This window comes from Vibrio sp. nBUS_14 (genome assembly GCF_051201655.1).
In the GTDB taxonomy this organism is placed as follows: Bacteria; Pseudomonadota; Gammaproteobacteria; order Enterobacterales; family Vibrionaceae; genus Vibrio.
The window spans coordinates 121016-139087 of the sequence record NZ_CP179207.1; the positions used below are offsets into that span (position 1 = coordinate 121016).

General features: G+C 44.4%; 13 protein-coding genes and 2 pseudogenes. 6 read left to right on the forward strand and 9 right to left on the reverse strand.

What is annotated here, in order from left to right:
* Nucleotides 1-42: 42 nt before the first annotated feature.
* On the forward strand, nucleotides 43-1146 hold the full coding sequence (locus ACMAZD_RS18090) for an ISAs1 family transposase (RefSeq protein ID WP_435247125.1): 1104 nt from the start codon (nucleotides 43-45) through the stop codon (nucleotides 1144-1146).
* A 20-nt stretch (nucleotides 1147-1166) separates the two neighbouring features.
* Here ACMAZD_RS18090 and ACMAZD_RS18095 read toward each other — a convergent pair.
* Nucleotides 1167-2039 (reverse strand): annotated as a pseudogene (locus ACMAZD_RS18095) (carbohydrate porin); the annotation flags it as partial.
* Between the two features lie 434 nt (nucleotides 2040-2473).
* Here ACMAZD_RS18095 and glgX point away from each other — a divergent pair.
* Nucleotides 2474-4447, forward strand: coding sequence for a glycogen debranching protein GlgX (gene glgX, locus ACMAZD_RS18100; RefSeq protein WP_435250062.1), 1974 nt, complete (start codon nucleotides 2474-2476; stop codon nucleotides 4445-4447).
* Between the two features lie 511 nt (nucleotides 4448-4958).
* Complete coding sequence (locus ACMAZD_RS18105; RefSeq protein ID WP_435250063.1) at nucleotides 4959-5681, forward strand: tRNA (adenine(22)-N(1))-methyltransferase; 723 nt, start codon at nucleotides 4959-4961, stop codon at nucleotides 5679-5681.
* Between the two features lie 154 nt (nucleotides 5682-5835).
* Here the strand turns inward: ACMAZD_RS18105 and ACMAZD_RS18110 are convergent, their stop codons facing one another.
* Nucleotides 5836-6780, reverse strand: coding sequence for an acyltransferase (locus ACMAZD_RS18110; protein WP_435250064.1), 945 nt, complete (start codon nucleotides 6778-6780; stop codon nucleotides 5836-5838).
* Between the two features lie 355 nt (nucleotides 6781-7135).
* Here ACMAZD_RS18110 and ACMAZD_RS18115 point away from each other — a divergent pair, with 355 nt between their 5' ends.
* The 3 genes from ACMAZD_RS18115 to ACMAZD_RS18125 all read left to right on the forward strand — a co-directional run bounded on the left by ACMAZD_RS18115 (nucleotide 7136) and on the right by ACMAZD_RS18125 (nucleotide 9622).
* Entirely contained in the window at nucleotides 7136-7939 is an 804-nt protein-coding gene (locus tag ACMAZD_RS18115; protein ID WP_435250065.1) for a ferredoxin--NADP reductase, read from the forward strand.
* Between the two features lie 134 nt (nucleotides 7940-8073).
* The gene (locus ACMAZD_RS18120; protein WP_435250066.1) at nucleotides 8074-8406 is read left to right on the forward strand and encodes a DUF1971 domain-containing protein; all 333 of its coding nucleotides are present in this window, start codon (nucleotides 8074-8076) and stop codon (nucleotides 8404-8406) included.
* A gap of 223 nt (nucleotides 8407-8629) precedes the next feature.
* Nucleotides 8630-9622, forward strand: coding sequence for a 2-hydroxyacid dehydrogenase (locus tag ACMAZD_RS18125; RefSeq protein ID WP_435250067.1), 993 nt, complete (start codon nucleotides 8630-8632; stop codon nucleotides 9620-9622).
* A 119-nt stretch (nucleotides 9623-9741) separates the two neighbouring features.
* Here the strand turns inward: ACMAZD_RS18125 and ACMAZD_RS18130 are convergent, their stop codons facing one another.
* The 7 genes and pseudogenes from ACMAZD_RS18130 to otnK all read right to left on the reverse strand — a co-directional run bounded on the left by ACMAZD_RS18130 (nucleotide 9742) and on the right by otnK (nucleotide 18071).
* Nucleotides 9742-10614, reverse strand: a complete 873-nt coding sequence (locus tag ACMAZD_RS18130; protein ID WP_435250068.1) for a patatin-like phospholipase family protein — start codon at nucleotides 10612-10614, stop codon at nucleotides 9742-9744.
* A 230-nt stretch (nucleotides 10615-10844) separates the two neighbouring features.
* A complete protein-coding gene (locus ACMAZD_RS18135) occupies nucleotides 10845-12296 on the reverse strand; it encodes a catalase (RefSeq protein WP_435250069.1) in 1452 nt (483 codons plus the stop codon).
* Between the two features lie 200 nt (nucleotides 12297-12496).
* Nucleotides 12497-13666: a glycerate kinase gene (locus ACMAZD_RS18140; RefSeq protein ID WP_435250070.1), complete on the reverse strand. Its 1170-nt coding sequence runs from the start codon at nucleotides 13664-13666 to the stop codon at nucleotides 12497-12499.
* A 113-nt stretch (nucleotides 13667-13779) separates the two neighbouring features.
* A complete protein-coding gene (locus ACMAZD_RS18145; RefSeq protein ID WP_435250071.1) occupies nucleotides 13780-15234 on the reverse strand; it encodes a GntP family permease in 1455 nt (484 codons plus the stop codon).
* Nucleotides 15235-15379: 145 nt separating this feature from the next.
* Nucleotides 15380-16156, reverse strand: a complete 777-nt coding sequence (gene otnI, locus ACMAZD_RS18150) for a 2-oxo-tetronate isomerase (RefSeq protein ID WP_435250072.1) — start codon at nucleotides 16154-16156, stop codon at nucleotides 15380-15382.
* The gene (gene otnC / locus ACMAZD_RS18155; RefSeq protein ID WP_435250073.1) at nucleotides 16156-16803 is read right to left on the reverse strand and encodes a 3-oxo-tetronate 4-phosphate decarboxylase; all 648 of its coding nucleotides are present in this window, start codon (nucleotides 16801-16803) and stop codon (nucleotides 16156-16158) included. Before otnC ends, otnI begins: the two co-directional genes overlap by 1 nt.
* Before the next feature lie 11 nt (nucleotides 16804-16814).
* Nucleotides 16815-18071: pseudogene (otnK, locus tag ACMAZD_RS18160) on the reverse strand (3-oxo-tetronate kinase).
* Nucleotide 18072: the final 1 nt, after the last annotated feature.

The following is an 18072-nucleotide window of genomic DNA, read 5'->3' on the forward strand; positions in this document are numbered from 1 at the left end:
AGTCACGATCAGATCATGAAATAAAAAATATGAGAAACTCGCATGATTATCATTGAACAGCTAAAAAAAGTGAAAGATACCCGTTCGCACATCAACCAAGTCTACCCTGTTATAGAAGTCGCTTTTGTTGTCATAACAGCCATGCTTTGTGGTCAAAACAAGTGGACGGATATCAAGGATTTTGGTGAAGGAAATATCGACTGGTTACGTGAGTATTTCCCCTACGAAAATGGCCTTCCTACTCGTCATAATATTGCAGCAATTATGAGGACTATTGTTCCTGAAACACTCTTAGAAGCTATGGTGGGCTGGGTTAATTTGCATAGAGAGAGGCATGCTCAACCTATCATCAGTGTTGACGGGAAGGTACTAAAAGGTGCTAAAGCAAACAAACAAGATAACCCCCTTTATATGGTCTCGGCATTCGATGTTGATGAAGGTTTGACCCTCACACATCAACCCTGTAAAGGCAAAGGGACGGAGCTAACAGCGATAAGAAACCTGTTAGATACTTTAGATATAAAAGGATGTCTATTAACGGCTGATGCCCTGCATTGTCAGGTTGAAACTCTGAATAAAGTGGTTGATAAAGGTGGCGATTTCTTAGTGCAAGTCAAACTGAATCAGCCCAGTTTGCTTGCAGAAGTGGATGCACAATTCCAAGACTATTGGTCTTTGCCTGAAGATAAACAAGAGTCATACATCACCGAAGATAAAGGGCATGGCAGAAAAGAGGTTCGTGAGGTTTACGTTCTCCCAGCAGCCTTCAGTGAAGCACTCAGAGAAAAGTGGTCTGTCGTTAAAAGTGTTGTTGCAGTGGTGAGAGATAGAAGTGTCAAAGGGAAAGGAAGTTATGAAACATCGTATTATATTTGCACAGATCACTTGTCGTTAGAGTTAGCCTTACAAGCGACCAGAAAACACTGGCACATCGAGAACCAGCAGCACTGGGCGTTGGACGTTATTTTCAAAGAAGATGAACAATGTATTTATGCTGGAGATTCAGCACTAAATATGGCTTGTTGCAGACGTTTTGTTCAGAACTTGTTTAGAAAATCCGAAGGGAACTTGTCAGTACCCAGGAAGATGAATAAAGCGGTATGGGACAAAGATTACAGAGCTTCGGTTTTGTTTACATCAAATTAACAAAGTACATTCGTGCCCTTACCCGCTAGGTAAGCTAGTTGGTGACCCATTTCCCAAGATTCGCCAAGGTTCATTACACCCCAGTTAATTAAACGGAAACCAGATGCTTCGTTGAATGCTTCAGTACCACGCGCGTAGTACGAACCTGAACCCCAGAAGTTTGCCGCTTGTACGCCGTAACCGTTAGTACCGTACTGAAGTACTGTTTGGTGGAAACCGTTGCTCGTTCCTTGATGTAAAATTGCAGATGCTAGTAGACCATCATCAGCAGACTCGCTTGCGTCATCTGAATCAGTTGCGAAGTTGTATGCTAGTGCAAATTCTAGAGAAGCATCTTGCCATAGGCCAATGTTCGCTAGACGAGCATCAAAGATGTAACCTGTTGAATCGTCAGTGTCACCATCTTGAATAAGCGCTACAGAAAGTTTTTGGTCACCAATAGAGATGTTTTCAACACCACCACCAGTACCTGATGTATTTAGGTAGTAGAAGTCTGTAATGTGGATATCTTTACGTTGGTAGTATGTTTTACCAGCCCAAAGAGTCGCTTCTTGGTCAAAAGATAGAACGCCTTTCGCTTTAACAGCAAACTGAGCAACGTTAAAGTCAGAATCTTCCCAACCATTTGCGCCTGGAGCACCAGAAGCAATCATTGACTCAACGCGCCACGTTTGCTCACCAGTTTTCAGTTCTTCAGCCAGACCAAACTCAGAATAGTTATCGTTTTCGTTACCTAGACGACCAATACCGTTCTTGTTAACTGATACATCACCATTACCGTTACCGCTGATACCAGTACCAGCACGCATGTAACCATTAAAGTCAACAGCGAACGCAGAGCCAGCAGCTAGCGTTGTCGCCACTGCAGCAGCAATCAAACTTACTTTTTTCATTCTTAACTCCATTAAGGACGATTTATTTTAGGTTTTTATATTTTTGCTCTCTTGCGGCAACCAAAGGCAGTTATGGCGGACGTAAGATAGAGAGGTTTAGGGTTTCCCCTGATTCGTTTCAACGGAGTCAATATTAAGAGGGGATGACAAGTTTGACTTCCTCCACCCCTCACTTAATTAAGGGGGACTAGAGGGGAGTAGAAATTATACAGAATGGTATTTTAAAGAGGTAGATCACTTAATCTAGGAGGAGTAGGCAGCACTCAGATCTAATTATTCAGTATAAGTGAGATCTAGTTCAAATATATAATTTGAACTTCATCGATGAATTATTTTTTTCATCGTAATTATTATGTGAAGTTGCTTGACCTTACTGTGACAAAGCTTTTTACTAATGGTTCACTGATGTTGATAAACGAACAAGAAATCAAGCAATGACTAGAACGCTCGCTCGCCCTTATCCGCTAGGCGCAACGCTAGGTAACACTGGCTGTAACTTCTCTATTTATTCTCCTGACTGTAAATCCCTCTCCCTCACATTATTCGATGAGAATGACGAATTCGTTACTTATAAACTAGACAACGAATACGCTGATATTAGATATGTGTTTGTTGAAGGCATAAAAGCAGGACAAAAATACGGTTTCCTTGCTGAAACTGATGAAGGCCCGATCCTGCTGTCCGACCCCTATGCAAAAGCAATCAGCGAACCACTCGATTACGTCACGCCATATAGCCATGAAAAGAGCTTTTCGATGGCAAAATGTCTTGTTGTTGATGACACCTTCGATTGGCAAGACGTAGAAAAGCCACGTATCAGCCGAGAAGATACCGTTCTTTTTGAAACCCATGTAAAAGGCCTCTCTCAGCTTCATCCAAAGATGGCGACCAACACCAAAGGTCGTTACATGGGTTTAGTTAGCCCTGAAATGCTAGCGTTCTACAAACAGCAAAATATCAACTCTCTACAACTTTTACCGATTGCTGCATGTATGCATGAACCTCATCTGCTAGACATGGGGAAAGTGAATTATTGGGGTTACAACCCATACCTGTTCATGGTACCAGACCCTCGCTATGCAGAAAAAGATGCTGTGACCGAGCTAAAGACAGCAGTTCGCGAGCTACACCGTAATGGTATTGAAGTCATTCTTGACGTGGTCTACAACCACACGGCAGAAGGCGGTGAAGGTGGTACAACCTTCAACCTAAAAGCACTCGATAGCCGCTACTACATTAAGCATGGTTGTCATTACGCGAACTTCACTGGTTGCGGTAATACGGTCGACCTTACTCACCAGCCAGCACTGAACTTGGTCATGGATACCCTTCGTTACTGGGTCAGTGAGTTCCAAATAGACGGCTTCCGTTTTGATTTGGCAGCAACACTGGGCCGTGAAGGCGATAACTACAATCCTGAGGCCGCTTTTTTCAAAGCCGTTGCTCAAGACCCTGTACTCAAAGAAACCAAGCTCATCGCCGAACCATGGGATATCGGTCCTAATGGCTATCAAGTGGGTAATTTCCCACTCGGTTGGAATGAGTGTAACGACAAGCTCAGAGACATCACACGCAGCTTCTGGCGCGGTGATCAAGGCTACCTGAAAGAGTTTGCAACCCGCTTGATGGGATCTCGCGATATCTACAGTGCCGCGCATTGGCCCTACAAATTAACCGTCAACTACATCACGTATCATGATGGCTTCACCATGCAAGATCTTGTCTCTTACAAGCACAAGCATAATGAAGAGAATGGTGAGAATAATCGTGATGGGCATGGTGACAACCGCTCTGACAACTATGGTGTCGAAGGGGAAACTGAAAACCCACTGGTGATTGCGACTCGTGAAAAACAAAAGCGCAACTTTATGGCGAGCCTGTTATTCGCCTTTGGTATTCCGCATATCATGACCGCAGATGTACTGTCTCATTCTCAGAAAGGCAACAACAACGCTTACTGCCAAGACGACGTAACCAGTTGGCTAAATTGGGAAGACTCTGAACGCAAGACGTACTTCAAGACTTGGCTGTCGGAAATGATCTCTGCACGTCAGCAGTACATGGTGCCATTTATTAAGGCATTCAGTGGTGAAAAGCGTAACTCTAACCGCATCTTCTGGAGCCGTGTTGATGGCACACTCATGGAGCATGATGATTGGAACCGTTTAAGCTCGGTGGCACTGCACTTAGGAATTGGTAAAGATGGCGACGAGTTGATTTACTTGATCAACCAGACGAATGCACCAGCACGCTTCTCGTTACCTAAGGATCGCGATCAAAACTGGGTGACCATTTGTGATACCAATCTGAGAAATGTAAAACCAGGTCATGCAGAAGGTGAAATGCTGCTATCGCCGACTTCAATGGCGATTCTGCACTATTCGCCAGACAGGACTGAGTTGAGTTGAGTTGAGTTGAGTTAGGTTAGGTTAGGTTAGGTTAGGTTAAAAACTAAGTCAGCTTGAAAAAACGTTAAAAATCATAGGAGCCAGCTATGTTTATAGCTGGCTTTTTTGTTAGCCGAACATCACAAAACTCATTCATTTATATGGAATAATTTTCATTAATGCGATCTCGAAAACTGTTTAGTATGGCCGTACTATAAAAATGAATCTATAACGTCTTTGGATATCATGGCTTTACCTAATCGGCTTTTCACACCCTACGTACTCTTATTAAGCGGAGGAATGCTCTATCTAGAGCAGCGCAATTGATCTAAGTAGAGACGCAGCAACTCGGAAAGAACAGACTGGAAGGCCATATAAGAGCCGTCGCGCAAGCTTCATAAACCACCGCAGATTCACTTGTACACATAAAGCACCTAGGATTTAACCTCTAGGTGCTTTTGTTTTTGTATAAAGTCATTACAATGCGCCTTCGATACGACAACGCCTATCACTTTCAAACGACACGAATCTTATGAAGCTCAGCAACCGACTGCAAACTCTCCGCTCTCTTGTCAGTAATGACTACCAGCACATTTGGGACTGTTGCTGTGATCACGGCTTCTTGGGCGTTCAACTGTTGTCAGACAACAAAGCGCCTTTGATTCACTTTGTCGATATTGTCCCGTCTCTGATGAACGAGCTTGAAGGCAAGTTAACGCGTTACTTTCCTCAAGATAACAACGTTGATCAACACGAGCAGAGTCAGTGGAAAGTCTATTGTTTAGATGTCGCAGCTATCCCACTGGATAAACACACCGGCAGACACCTCGTTATTATTGCAGGTGTAGGTGGCGACCTAACGCAAAAGCTCGTCGATGATATTCACCGTCAACATCCAGACAAAGCAATCGATTTCTTGCTATGTCCTGTGCATCAGCAATTCGAATTGAGAAGCCATTTAAAGTCGCTCAATTTTGGCCTTATTGATGAAGTGTTGATTGAAGAAAACCGCCGTTACTACGAGATTTTATTGGTCAGTAACAACCGAGACGAAAGCGAAAACATTCGAGTACTTCATGAGATATCGAACGTTGGTGACAAGATCTGGGCGTCGAGTTGCGAACAGCAGTTACAGATATCTCAACAATACAAAACCAAAACATTGCAGCATCACTTACGCATTCACCAAGGCCAAGAGCGGCAAGGTAAGCCTAGCGAAGTGAAGCACATTATTGATGTTTACCAAGCGATTTAGCCCTCACTGGCTCTGCATATAGTATTGCTTCTAATGCGATTAGTTTATAGTAAGTACTAACTTTATCGCTTATCTATGATAAATCCGATTCAATAAAAAAGCCGATATTTCAATGAACTATCGGCTTTTTTGATGCTATCTGTTTGGTTTGAGCTTACTGATCTTGTCTTTTATGAACCGCATAAGGCCCATCCATCGTTTCACCCTCACAGGGAGTATCAGCCCCATAAACCGTATCAAGATAGTCATCTTTCTCTTTCCACGTGTTATTCAACCAGCAGTGGAAACGACGTTTAAAGGCTTTGTCTTCGAAGTAGTTACCGTTTACGTTCTCATCCATTGGGTGCAATTTAATACGTACGACCACCTTCTTCATCTTACCTTTCAGCATGTCTTCAAACGGAGAAGTCTGATTCTCTGGATAAGCCAAAGTAACATCGACGATACCATCTAAGATTGGGCCCATTGCAGACAGAGCAAACGCCACACCACCGGTTTTCGGTTTTAGTAGGTGTCGATAAGGTGTTTTCACTGTCGATAGCTTCTCGTGATTAGCACGCGTTCCTTCGACGAAGTTTACCAATGTTGTCGGGGCAAGTTTGAACTTGGTGCACGCCTTATTAATCGCATCAAAATCATCATTACGACGTTCAGGGTTACGTAATAAAAACTCGCGTGAATGACGTTTCATGAACGGCATGTCTAAACCCCAGCAGGCCAAACCGACAAAAGGAACATACAACAGTTCATGCTTAAGGAAGAACTTAGTCATCGGCATCTTGTCTTTCAAGATAGAAGACAAAATCACAATATCCGCCCAACTTAGGTGATTCGACATCATCAAATACCACTGCTTGGTCGAGATATCTTCCCCGCCTTCAACTTGCCACTCGATATCGTTATTGGCGTTAAGCATCCACAAGTTAAGGGAAGCCCAGCACCAGAACGTGAAGTTAGCTAATCGAGTACACACTTTTTGAATCGGATGTATTGGGAGAATCAGTTTGATGAGGCCAAAGAAACTGACGGTAAAAGCCGTCATGGCAGTATTGATTGTCACGAACAAAACGTTCAAGACCATACGAAGATTATCAAGCATAAAACAAGGCTATATTGTGATTGAAAGCCGCCATTATACTCATCTGTAAATTATTCTCTTCAGTTATTGGTGGAATCGTTCAAGGGTCAAACCACTCATTGAGTTTGATCAAGCTCAGTTCAAAACTAGCCATAACCAAGTCACCACGACCCAACCTCCAAATGAAAACAAAAAGACAACCATGAGTCATTAAGACACCTATCAACATGGGTATTTTTGACTCCATTGAAAGTAATTTCCCTCACAGATATAGTATTGATAAGCATTCTCATTATTGGCATGGTACATGCAACTCCAAAAAGTAAGATAGTTGAGTATCCTTAATGAGATAACTTCTCTAAATAAAGGTGATGATATGACAGATATTCCTCATGGCTTAGTAACCGGAAAAGTCTTACACAAGACCGAATGGACAGAGCAACTGTTCTCGCTTCAAGTCAGTGCGCCAATCTCGTCCTACCAAGCAGGGCAATTCACTAAGCTGGGACTACGTAACAGTGAAGGCGAGTTTGTTAGACGTGCTTACTCAATGGTGAATGCGCCAGAGCACGAACGCGGTCATCAATCGCTTGAGTTTTTAATTGTTAAGGATCAAAACGGTCAGCTCTCTCCTCAACTTAATCAATTAAAGGTAGGCGACGATATCTTTGTCGGTAAAGATCCAAGTGGGTTCATGACATTGGAAGAGATCCCAGAGATCGCAGATGATCTATGGATGCTTTCAACCGGAACGGCCGTGGGCCCTTTTATCTCTATGCTCGAAAGCCTGTTGATAGAACAACAAGGCAAAGTAGATTTCAAAAAAACAACGTCGTTCAACAACCTTGTGCTGGTTCATGCTGTAAGAACTGAGCAAGATCTCACGTATCAAGACCGAATCAATCAACTCGTTGAACACTTTCAGGGGAAACTTAAGTATGTGCCAATTATTTCTAGAGAATCAGTCACCGGAACTTTGCGCGGACGAATCCCAAGCTTGTTACTTGGAGGCGACCTTGAACGAGCCTCGTCTATCACTATCAATCAAAGACATAGTTTCCTCTATCTTTGCGGTAATCCCCAAATGGTTCGAGACACGAGCGAAGCACTAATATCATTGGGATTACAAAAACACTTACGCAAGAAGCCAGGTCAATTTAGTAGCGAAAACTATTGGTAACCCTGACCACCAATGTCATTGAAGCGATGACGACTTTTCACAAAACAAGCTTCAATGCATTAATTTCAAAGCATTAGGTCCAACACACTAATTTCAATACATAAGTAAAAACACAGTTCGAAAAGAGGTTTTATATGAATCATTTACGTATTCCGTCACACTGGAAAATTCAACGTTCAACACCATTTTTCACCAAAGACAACATACCGGCTGCATTGCTTAATCACCACAACACCGCAGAAGGCGTATTCGGCCAGATCTGCGTAATGGAGGGGACGGTCACCTTTTATGGCTTTGCTGATGCTGAAGCGACGGAACCAGAAAATGTTATCACGATCCAAGCCGGGCAATTTGTCACCATGCCACCTCAATATTGGCATCGAGTGGAACTGAGTGACGACGCGCAATTCAACATTAACTTCTGGTCAGAGAAAGAGACCAAGAAGATGTTCAACACCCGAAAGTAAACTCCATCCAATATTGATGAGCTTATAAGCAAACTACTTCGTAATGTGATTTTTAATCTTCAATAAGTAAATATAAAAGACTAAATAACCATAGTAAATACAATGATTAATCGTGATAGACAAGACAAAAAAACTCTAGCACACTGGACAAAGTTATTAATTTTAATCCCGTTTCAGATAATGAATAAGTGGATTATTTATATTTTAGGTAAGAGAGGAAGCCATGCTCAACATTGCTTTTTTTAGCTCAAAATCATACGACGAAAAATCATTTGAACTTGCAAAAGGCGAACTCAACGCCGAATTTCATTTTCATGATTTTCGACTCACCACAACAACAGCAAAAATGGCGCACGACAACGAAGTCGTTTGTGCGTTTGTAAACGACGACCTATCGCGAGATGTGCTAGAGATTCTAGCGAAAGGCGGCACCAAGCTGATTGCGATGCGCTGCGCTGGTTTTGATAAAGTCGATTTAAATGCCGCCAAAGAGTTTGGTCTGCAAGTGGTTCGCGTTCCTGCTTATTCACCAGAGTCGGTAGCAGAACACACCGTCGGTATGATGATGTGTTTGAACCGCAAGCTACACAAAGCATACCAACGTACTCGTGATGCGAACTTCTCCCTTGAGGGTTTAGTTGGCTTTAACTTCCACGGAAAAACCGTCGGTGTGATCGGCTCTGGCAAAATTGGTCTAGCAACGATGCGTATTCTGAAAGGTTTAGGCATGAATATTTTGTGCTACGACCCGTACCCGAACCCATTGGCAAAAGAACTGGGCGCTAGATACGTAGAACTCGACGATCTTTACAAAGAATCTGACGTGATTTCTCTGCACTGCCCAATGAGCAAAGAGAACTACCACCTATTAGATGCAACGGCATTTGGCAAAATGAAAGATGGCGTGATGATCGTCAATACAAGTCGTGGTGAGTTGCTTGATTCAACCGCTGCAATTGAAGCGTTGAAACAGAGCAAGATCGGTGCACTTGGCCTTGATGTCTATGACAACGAGAAAGAGCTGTTCTTCCAAGACAAATCTAACGATGTGATTGTCGATGACGTATTCCGTCGCCTATCAGCTTGCCATAACGTGTTGTTCACAGGCCACCAAGCTTTCTTAACCAAAGATGCTCTGTTCAACATTGCCAATACAACGCTAACCAGCGTCGACGCTTTCTTTACAGGCAACACCAGTGGCAACGAACTGGTTTAACAACAACTTGAGTTAATAGCAGACTGAGTTAGTAATAGACTCAATCTAAAAATAGAAAGCCACGCTAATTCTTAATGAACAGCGTGGTTTTTCGTTTATGCGATTATCGAAAAGAAATACTAGATGCAGAAGTGACAATCCTCGGTACCCAAACCATAAACGCCTTTGCGAATGGCCAGATGCTCTGCACCTGCATTCACACCCATATGATAACCTGCGTCCAGAACAGTTTGATCCATGGTTAATCGCTTAACCGCGAACGCTTCTGGCGGCGCTATCACCTTGATGGTCGCATCTTTGGGTGGATTACGAATAAACTCCAAAGACTGGTTATAGTTTTCAGCTCGCACCGCCATCGACTCTGCAATATTCGGGAATTTTTTTAGCAGCTTTTTCAGCATCCACTGATACTTCTGAGGTTTCATTCGGTAGCTAAGTGGGTGAGAAAGAATCACGGTAATGTCTCGCGCACCACGACGATATGCTTCGCGAACCGGAATAGAGTCGGCTACGCCACCATCGGTATAGCAACCACCAGAGAAGCACGGAGTTTCACGGTAAGCGATAGGTAGAGCCGTTGTCGCTTCAACCACGTTAGAAAGGTTTTCTGGTTTGATGTGATAATAGTCTGCACTGCCAGTATCAACATTAGTCACAGCCGCGATGAGTGGGATACTTGAGAACAGCTCACCACAATCCAGCGGATAACGTTGGTTAGATTCATCCCACAACCACTTAACGTCGACCAAGTTGCCACCTTTAGCAAAGCGAGCAGGGTTAAAGAACGTCTTATCGGTCGCCATAGTGGTGATCACGTTGTAGCTGCGTGTAGGCGCTTGAGATAAGTAGCCAACCAAATTCGACACACCCGCAGACACGCCAATGGCGAAATCATATGGACGGAAATCGTCTTGCATAAAGGCGTCCAAAACTCCGGCAGCGAAAATGCCTCTCATTGCCCCACCTTCAACGATCAATGCGCTTTTACTCATCTCAAACTCTATTACTTTATAAACGGATAGCCGTAGGATAATCTCGCCCATCTTATAAAGATAATGGGATATGTTTATCAATTTGATAGGTAAAAACTATCAATAGAAATGGTGCTAATTTTCAAGTAATTGGCACTACTTACATGACTCACCTAATACACAGCATGATCAAAAAAGGCCGTTGAGTGATTCACTCAACGGCCTTTCATTTAATTAATCAAACTTATTGATTACGACTTAAATTCACTCACGTCGATTTCAAGCAGTTTACCAATGCCTTCACCGTATGCTGGATCGGCTTTGTAACAGTGTCTTAGGTGACGCAGTTGAATCTCTTTGGGCACGCCGCCTAGGTTACGCGCTGTATTATCAAACAGAGTCGCTTGTTTCTCTGGCGTCATCAGACGGAACAGATCACCCGGTTGTGAGAAGTAATCTTCATCTTCGCGGTGATCCCAGTGCGCTGCAGCGCCATCTAGGTTCAATGCTGGTTCTGCAAAGTCTGGTTGTTCTGCCCATTGGCCTTCGTTGTTTGGCTCATAGCCAAGTGTGCTACCAAAGTTACCATCAACACGCATCGCACCATCTCGGTGGTAGCTGTATACAGGACAACGAGGTGCGTTCACTGGGATATGCTGATGGTTAACCCCCAAACGGTAGCGTTGCGCATCACCGTAAGCAAACAAGCGACCTTGCAGCATCTTGTCCGGTGAGAAGCTGATGCCCGGAACCACGTTCGCCGGGTTGAATGCCGACTGCTCAACTTCTGCGAAGAAGTTTTGCGGGTTACGGTTCAATTCAAACTCACCCACTTCAATCAAAGGGTAATCTGCGTGTGGCCAGATCTTAGTCAGATCGAACGGGTTGTATGACACTTTCGCTGCATCCGCTTCTGGCATCACTTGAACTTTCAACGTCCATTTAGGGAAGTCTTGGTTGTCGATGCTGTCTAGTAAATCACGTTGGTGGCTCTCGCGATCATTACCGATCAATTGTCCGGCTTCTGCATCAGACAGATTTTTAATACCTTGCTGAGATTTGAAGTGGAATTTCACCCAGAAACGCTCGTTGTCTGCGTTAATAAAGCTGAACGTGTGGCTACCAAAACCATGCATATGGCGGTAAGTAGCAGGAATACCACGGTCGCTCATTACGATGGTGATTTGGTGTAGAGCTTCCGGCAGAGAAGTCCAGAAATCCCAGTTGTTCTTGGCGCTGCGCATATTGGTGCGCGGGTCACGCTTAACCGCATGGTTTAGATCTGGGAACTTAAGAGGATCACGAAGGAAGAATACTGGCGTGTTGTTACCCACCATGTCCCAGTTACCTTCTTCAGTATAGAACTTCAATGCAAAGCCACGGATATCACGCTCAGCATCAGCGGCGCCGCGCTCACCGGCAACCGTTGTAAAACGTGCAAACAGGTCGGTCTTTTTGCCTATTTCAGAAAACAGTTTTGCCTTGGTGTATTTGGTAATGTCATGCGTAACAGTAAATGTACCGTAAGCTCCTGAACCTTTCGCGTGCATACGACGTTCTGGAATGACTTCGCGGTCAAAATGCGCCATTTTTTCTAAAAACCAAACATCTTGAAGCAGTTGAGGCCCGCGTTTACCCGCAGTTTGAACATTCTGGTTATGAGCAACAGGACAACCCGCAGCTGTAGTTAGTTTTTTACTCATGATCTATTCCTTAAGGTTTAAAGGTGCAGCAATAGTAAGTGCACCTTGATATTTATACTGGCTTTCGCTCAAAAGCCCCTAAAATAATATGGATATAGAATAGACCTCTAGTGGCATAAAATATAATCGTTTCTATTTATCGTTATAATCTATAAAACCTATTAAGCGACTGATTTAGGCATCATATTCTAAGGCACTGACTAATCGAGTATTTTCCTTCCTAGTTTAAGCGTCGCTGCAATATTCCTAGCCGTTCTTGTCAGATTTTTTTCCGCCTCCAGCAAGACTTGGTCAAGTGACTGAGGAGAACGTACTGTTCCAAACAAGCTGCTCATTTCTCCATAAAGAGCTTCTACTTCAGTTCCCAATGAGCCTGCAATCCCAATTGTAGGAATACCTTGTAAACTCGCTCGTTTGGCAATCCCATAAGGTGTTTTTCCTTGTAGAGTTTGATTGTCCATCTGTCCTTCCCCCGTAATCACAAGGTCGGCACCTTTCAATATCTCATCAGCTTGCAATACATCAAGCACCATCTCAATGCCCGGTTTAATCTGCATATTGAATAGCAAGCTCAGCCCCATCGGTGTGCCACCAGCCGCTCCATAACCGGTACGCTTGTAGACCGACTCATCACCACCAACAAAGCCTTGTGACTCAGAAACTTGAGCAAAATTCGCTAGCGTCTTATCAAGCAGTAAGACTTGTTCAGGCGTCGCCCCTTTTTGTGGGCCGAAGATATAGCTGGCACCGTTATCACCACACAATGGATTATCAACATCGCACGCCACAATCAATTCGACATCTGCACAGCGCGAATCTAAGCGGGTAAGATCTATTGATGCGAGTTCTGCAAGTGCAGCACCACCTCTGCCAAGCTCTTGCCCATTATCATCAAGTAATCGGCCACCTAGAGCTTGAACAATACCTGCACCGCCATCGTTAGTCGCACTGCCACCCAATCCAAGAATGATGGTTTGAGCACCCTGTACTATCGCTTCTAAAATTAGCTGACCTGTCCCAAAAGAAGAAGCAATCAAAGGATCACGCAGTTCTGGCGTCAGCAAGTCCAAACCAGACGCGGCAGCTATCTCTATCAAAGCCGTTTTATTGGAGCTCTGAGCTGACGGTTCTAACATCGCCCAATCAGCATGAACCAATTCACCCAACGCCCCTTCAACTTGATGTGTTCGCTTTTGCCCTGCTAAGCCTTGCAGTAACACATCGACCGTACCTTCGCCACCATCGGCCAGAGGTAAGGTCACATAGTCAGCGTCTGGAAAGATTTCACGGAAGCCCTTTTCAATGCACGCCGCCACCGATACAGCAGATAAAGATTCTTTAAACGAGTCTGGCGCAATAACAATTTTCATACTGAGAGATCCAAAAGATTAGTAATTTTGATGAGTGCCCGATCCAAAAATGCCCCTATTGAAGATCAGCAAGCTAATCACTTGATAGGGGCAGTATATAAAGGTAAGCAGTATTAATTAGTAACGGCTGTCTTTACTTGTGATTTCTCTTTGCTTTTTAGCCATACAAATACAGCACCTAGAACCGCAATTGGAATCAGTGGGTCAATCAGCGTACCGCCTTTACCAAACACCAAGTTTAGAACCATGATGATGCTTGCACCAATCGCCCATGCGATGGTTGAAGACACAGACCAGATCTTGATTTGGTCAGCTAGTTCAGTAATCCCTAGCGTACGGTTGATGATGTGGAAGTACGAGTCGTTCAGGTGAGAGAAACCTACAGGGCCTACCGCACAAGCCAGAGCGACGAACACAGGGTCTAGACCTAACGTTTCGACTAGAGGCAGTGTCATCGTTGCTGCAACCATCATTGATGCCGTTGCTGAACCTTGGATTAAGCGAAGCATTGATGCGATGGCTAACGGGACTAATAGTGGAGGAATCCCACTGCTCGCAATCGCTTCTGCTACTTGAGGGCCAGCACCTGATGCTTTAAGTACTGCACCCATTGCGCCACCACAACCAGTCACTACAAGAATTAGGCCCGTAGTAGACAAAGCATCATCCATAGAGCTAACCATGTCTTTACGCTCAATATGGCGAGTAAGACCGTATAGCGCCATAAGAACACCAATACCAACTGCAACTACAGGATTACCAATTAAAGAGATCACAGTGTGCATTGCGCTGTCCCCCTGACCAGCAAGTGTGTTGATTAGGATAAAGGCGATCGGAAGAAGGATTGGACCAAATGATAAGAAGTTACTTGGCAGTTCTTTGTCATCCGTCTCTTTTACTTTTTCTAGATTTGCCCAATCAGCTTGGTTAGTGATCCATGTTTCACCGTTTGGTACACGGTAGTATTCGTTACCTACTCGGCGAATATAAATCATAGAAAGCAGCATCATAGGGATAGAAACCATCAAACCCCAAAGCATGTACTCACCTAGGTCTACACCTAAAATACCCGCAACCGCTACCGGACCTGGTGTTGGTGGCACAAGTGCGTGAGTGATCAGGAGGCCAAGCGCTAGCGTCACACCCAAGCCAACCGCAGACTTACCGGTATCACGTGAAATTGCGCGAACAAGAGAGTGCAAAATGATGTACGCAGAATCACAGAAAACCGGAATAGCGACAAGTACACCTGTAAAGCCTAGTGCTAAATCTTCACGACCTTTGCCACACAGCTTAACGAAGGTTTTCGCCATACGAACCGCCGCACCAGAGCGTTCAAAACACGCGCCCATAATCACGCCAAACGCGATGATCAAACCAATGCCACCAAGCACACCACCAAAGCCCGCTTTGATTGCGTTGATCAACTCTGTTGGTGCCATACCAGCAAACAGACCCATAATGATACTGGCAATAATCATAGCAAGCGCGACTGGGATTCTCGTTTTAATGATCATTCCCATCATGGCAATAATACCAATCACAATGCCTATCAATGCTCCATCCATTTTTAATTTCCTTTTGTTTCTTATTTTGTAAGAAAGTACTGTAGGCAGTTCGATCTACCCACAATGCTTTCTATGCAAGCGATTTATTCGTTGTTAAATCGTCGAATTATTTATTTTTTATTCGGTTCTTGTTTAAGTTGCCTAATTAGAGATACGGCTTGACCCAACCGAGACCTTGTTCTGTTGTGTTTCTTGGGTTGTACTCACAACCAATCCAACCTTGGTAACCAGAATCATCCAAAACCGTGAAAAGGTGCGGGTAATTCAGTTCACCTTCCGACGGTTCATGTCGTTCAGGTACTGATGCGATTTGGATATGACCCGTATAAGGCGCGACATTGCGAATCAATGTGCTTAAGTCGCCATCCATAATTTGTGCGTGGTATAGGTCGAGCTGCAATTTCACGTTTGGACGATCAACTTGCTTGATAAGCTCTACAGCTTCACGTTGATGTGCAACAAAGTAGTTCGGCACATCGCGACTGTTGAGAGGCTCTATCATCAGATCGATGCCCTGCTCTGCAAATTTGTCAGCTGCGTAGCGGATGTTCGAGATGAAGGTATCAACGTGCTGTTCACGTGTGAAACGCGCATCAACAATGCCAGACATGGCGTGAACCTTTTTACAGTTCAGCGCGTTGGCATACATCAGTGCAGTTCCAACGCTTACTTTGAACTCTTCTTCACGACCTGGGATAGCTGCAAAGCCACGCTCACCTGCATCCCAATCGCCTGGAGGCATATTGAACAGTGCTTGTTCAAAGCCAAACAGCTCCATCTTGTTTGCGAGCTCTTGTGCTTCGAATGGGTATGGGAAAAGGTATTCCACCGCTTTGAAGCCAGCTTGGTGCGCTTTTTCGAAACGCTCTAGAAACGGAACTTCTGTGAATAACATGGTCAGGTTTGCTGCGAACTTAGCCATTATTTACCTATCCCTTTAAGGTCTTGAACCTCAGCATCCGTTAGGTAGCGGATGTTGCTGTCTTTAAGAATGAACGCAAGTTTTGCTGTCTCTTCCAGCTCTTCGGCGTTGTCTACTGCATCTTCAAAATCAGTACCCGTAATTACTGGGCCGTGGTTCGCCAGCAAGAAGGCACGGTAATCGCCTGCTCGCTGCGCAAGCTCTTCTGCGATTTGCGGATCGCCCGGGCGCAGATAAGGAATCACTGGTAGCTCACCAATACGCATCACAAAGTAAGGCGTAAAGGCTTTAATCGCGTTCTCACGATCTAAACCATCTAGGCAAGAGAGCGCTGTCAGGTAAGTCGAATGCAAGTGCACAATCGCATTGCATTCTGAGTTATTGCGATAAATCGCTAGATGAAACGCTGCTTCCTTCGATGGCTTCTTACCTGATATATGGTTGCCATCGATATCGACAACCGACAATTCCTCAGCCACAAGACGACCAAATGAAGAACCTGTTGGTGTTGTTAGAAAATGTCCATTTGGTAATTTGACAGATAGGTTACCTGCGCCACCAGTGGCGTAACCTCGTTCGAACATTGAACGAGCGAGCGTGACCATTTGCTCTCTTAACTGCTGCTCGTTCATTACAATTTTACTCATCTGAATCTCGCTTATAAAAAGAATGACTGCGCTTTAGCGAAGAAGTTTTCATCACCAAAGTTGCCCGATTTAAGCGCTAGCGAAAGCTCACCTTCAACCGACTTAACCCAAGGTACACCAGGTGCGATTTGAGGGCCTATATGGAAACCTTTCATAGCCAAACTTTGCGTCACGACACCTGATGTTTCACCACCAGCAACTATGAAGTTTTTCACACCATGCTGTTGTAGTTTGATAGCTAGTTGACTAAAAAACTGTTCAACGGCGTGGCTTGAAGCTTGTGCGCCGTATTCTTCTTGAATAGCTTTAAGCGCACCAGCGTCTGCCGTTGCATAAACCAACGGAGCAAACTCGCCTTGGTTGTTGGTCATTACCCAACCGAACACTTCATTGGCATATTGATCGTTGGTTAAGCATGCCTTCACATCGATAGCAAAGTGAGGAGCAAGCTGCTTGTATACTGCAACCTGTTGGTTAGTCATTACCGAGCAAGAACCAGAGAACACAACTGTTGGTGCTTTTATTGGGCTACCTGCGTTTTTTGCATCGCTTTGGTCAGCAAGATGTTCAGTCCAGTTTTTTGCAATACCAGCAGCTAAGCCTGAACCACCTGTGATTAACTTCAGAGATTTAGCTGCTTGGCCTAACGTCACCAAGTGCTCTGCGTTAAAGGCATCAACTACCACATAACGGATGCTTTGAGCTTTTAATTCGTTAAAACGAGCGGTAATTGCATCAGAGCCCTGTTCAATCGTTTGAAAGTTAACCAAACCAGAAACACCTTCTGATTACGCGTCCATCATTCGAACCACACTTGAATCCGCCATTGGTGTAACAGGGTGATTACGCATACCTGAATCACTGAGCAACTCACCAAAAACAAACAAGTGGCCGTTGTAAACCGTGCGACCATTTATTGGTAATGCAGGGCAAACCATAGTGAAATCTTCGCCAAGTTCAGCCAACAGTGCATCAGTTACAGGGCCAATATTACCCTCAGCCGTGCTGTCAAAGGTCGAGCAATATTTGAAGTAAAACTGTTGGCAGCCTTGAGATTGAAGCCATTTAAGCGCAGTTACTGAGTCGGTTACCGCTTCATCTACTGGGCAAGAGCGAGACTTAAGGCTAATAACAACGGCATCGGCTGAAGCATCAAAGTCTCCCGTCGGAATTCCGTTCAATTGAATAGTACGCATCCCGTTTTCAACAAGGAAACCCGCTATATCTGTTGCGCCAGTAAAGTCGTCTGCAATAACACCTAACAACATG

Excerpts from the sequence above, each read along its gene's own strand:
- glgX (WP_435250062.1), top strand. The coding sequence starts at position 2,474 with ATGACTAGAACGCTCGCTCGCCCTTATCCGCTAGGCGCAACGCTAGGT.
- ACMAZD_RS18125 (WP_435250067.1), top strand. The coding sequence starts at position 8,630 with ATGCTCAACATTGCTTTTTTTAGCTCAAAATCATACGACGAAAAATCA.
- ACMAZD_RS18115 (WP_435250065.1), top strand. The coding sequence starts at position 7,136 with ATGACAGATATTCCTCATGGCTTAGTAACCGGAAAAGTCTTACACAAG.
- ACMAZD_RS18105 (WP_435250063.1), top strand. The coding sequence starts at position 4,959 with ATGAAGCTCAGCAACCGACTGCAAACTCTCCGCTCTCTTGTCAGTAAT.
- ACMAZD_RS18090 (WP_435247125.1), top strand. The coding sequence starts at position 43 with ATGATTATCATTGAACAGCTAAAAAAAGTGAAAGATACCCGTTCGCAC.
- ACMAZD_RS18145 (WP_435250071.1), bottom strand. The coding sequence starts at position 15,234 with ATGGATGGAGCATTGATAGGCATTGTGATTGGTATTATTGCCATGATG.
- ACMAZD_RS18110 (WP_435250064.1), bottom strand. The coding sequence starts at position 6,780 with ATGCTTGATAATCTTCGTATGGTCTTGAACGTTTTGTTCGTGACAATC.
- otnC (WP_435250073.1), bottom strand. The coding sequence starts at position 16,803 with ATGAGTAAAATTGTAATGAACGAGCAGCAGTTAAGAGAGCAAATGGTC.
- ACMAZD_RS18140 (WP_435250070.1), bottom strand. The coding sequence starts at position 13,666 with ATGAAAATTGTTATTGCGCCAGACTCGTTTAAAGAATCTTTATCTGCT.
- ACMAZD_RS18130 (WP_435250068.1), bottom strand. The coding sequence starts at position 10,614 with ATGAGTAAAAGCGCATTGATCGTTGAAGGTGGGGCAATGAGAGGCATT.
- ACMAZD_RS18120 (WP_435250066.1), top strand. The coding sequence starts at position 8,074 with ATGAATCATTTACGTATTCCGTCACACTGGAAAATTCAACGTTCAACA.
- otnI (WP_435250072.1), bottom strand. The coding sequence starts at position 16,156 with ATGGCTAAGTTCGCAGCAAACCTGACCATGTTATTCACAGAAGTTCCG.
- ACMAZD_RS18135 (WP_435250069.1), bottom strand. The coding sequence starts at position 12,296 with ATGAGTAAAAAACTAACTACAGCTGCGGGTTGTCCTGTTGCTCATAAC.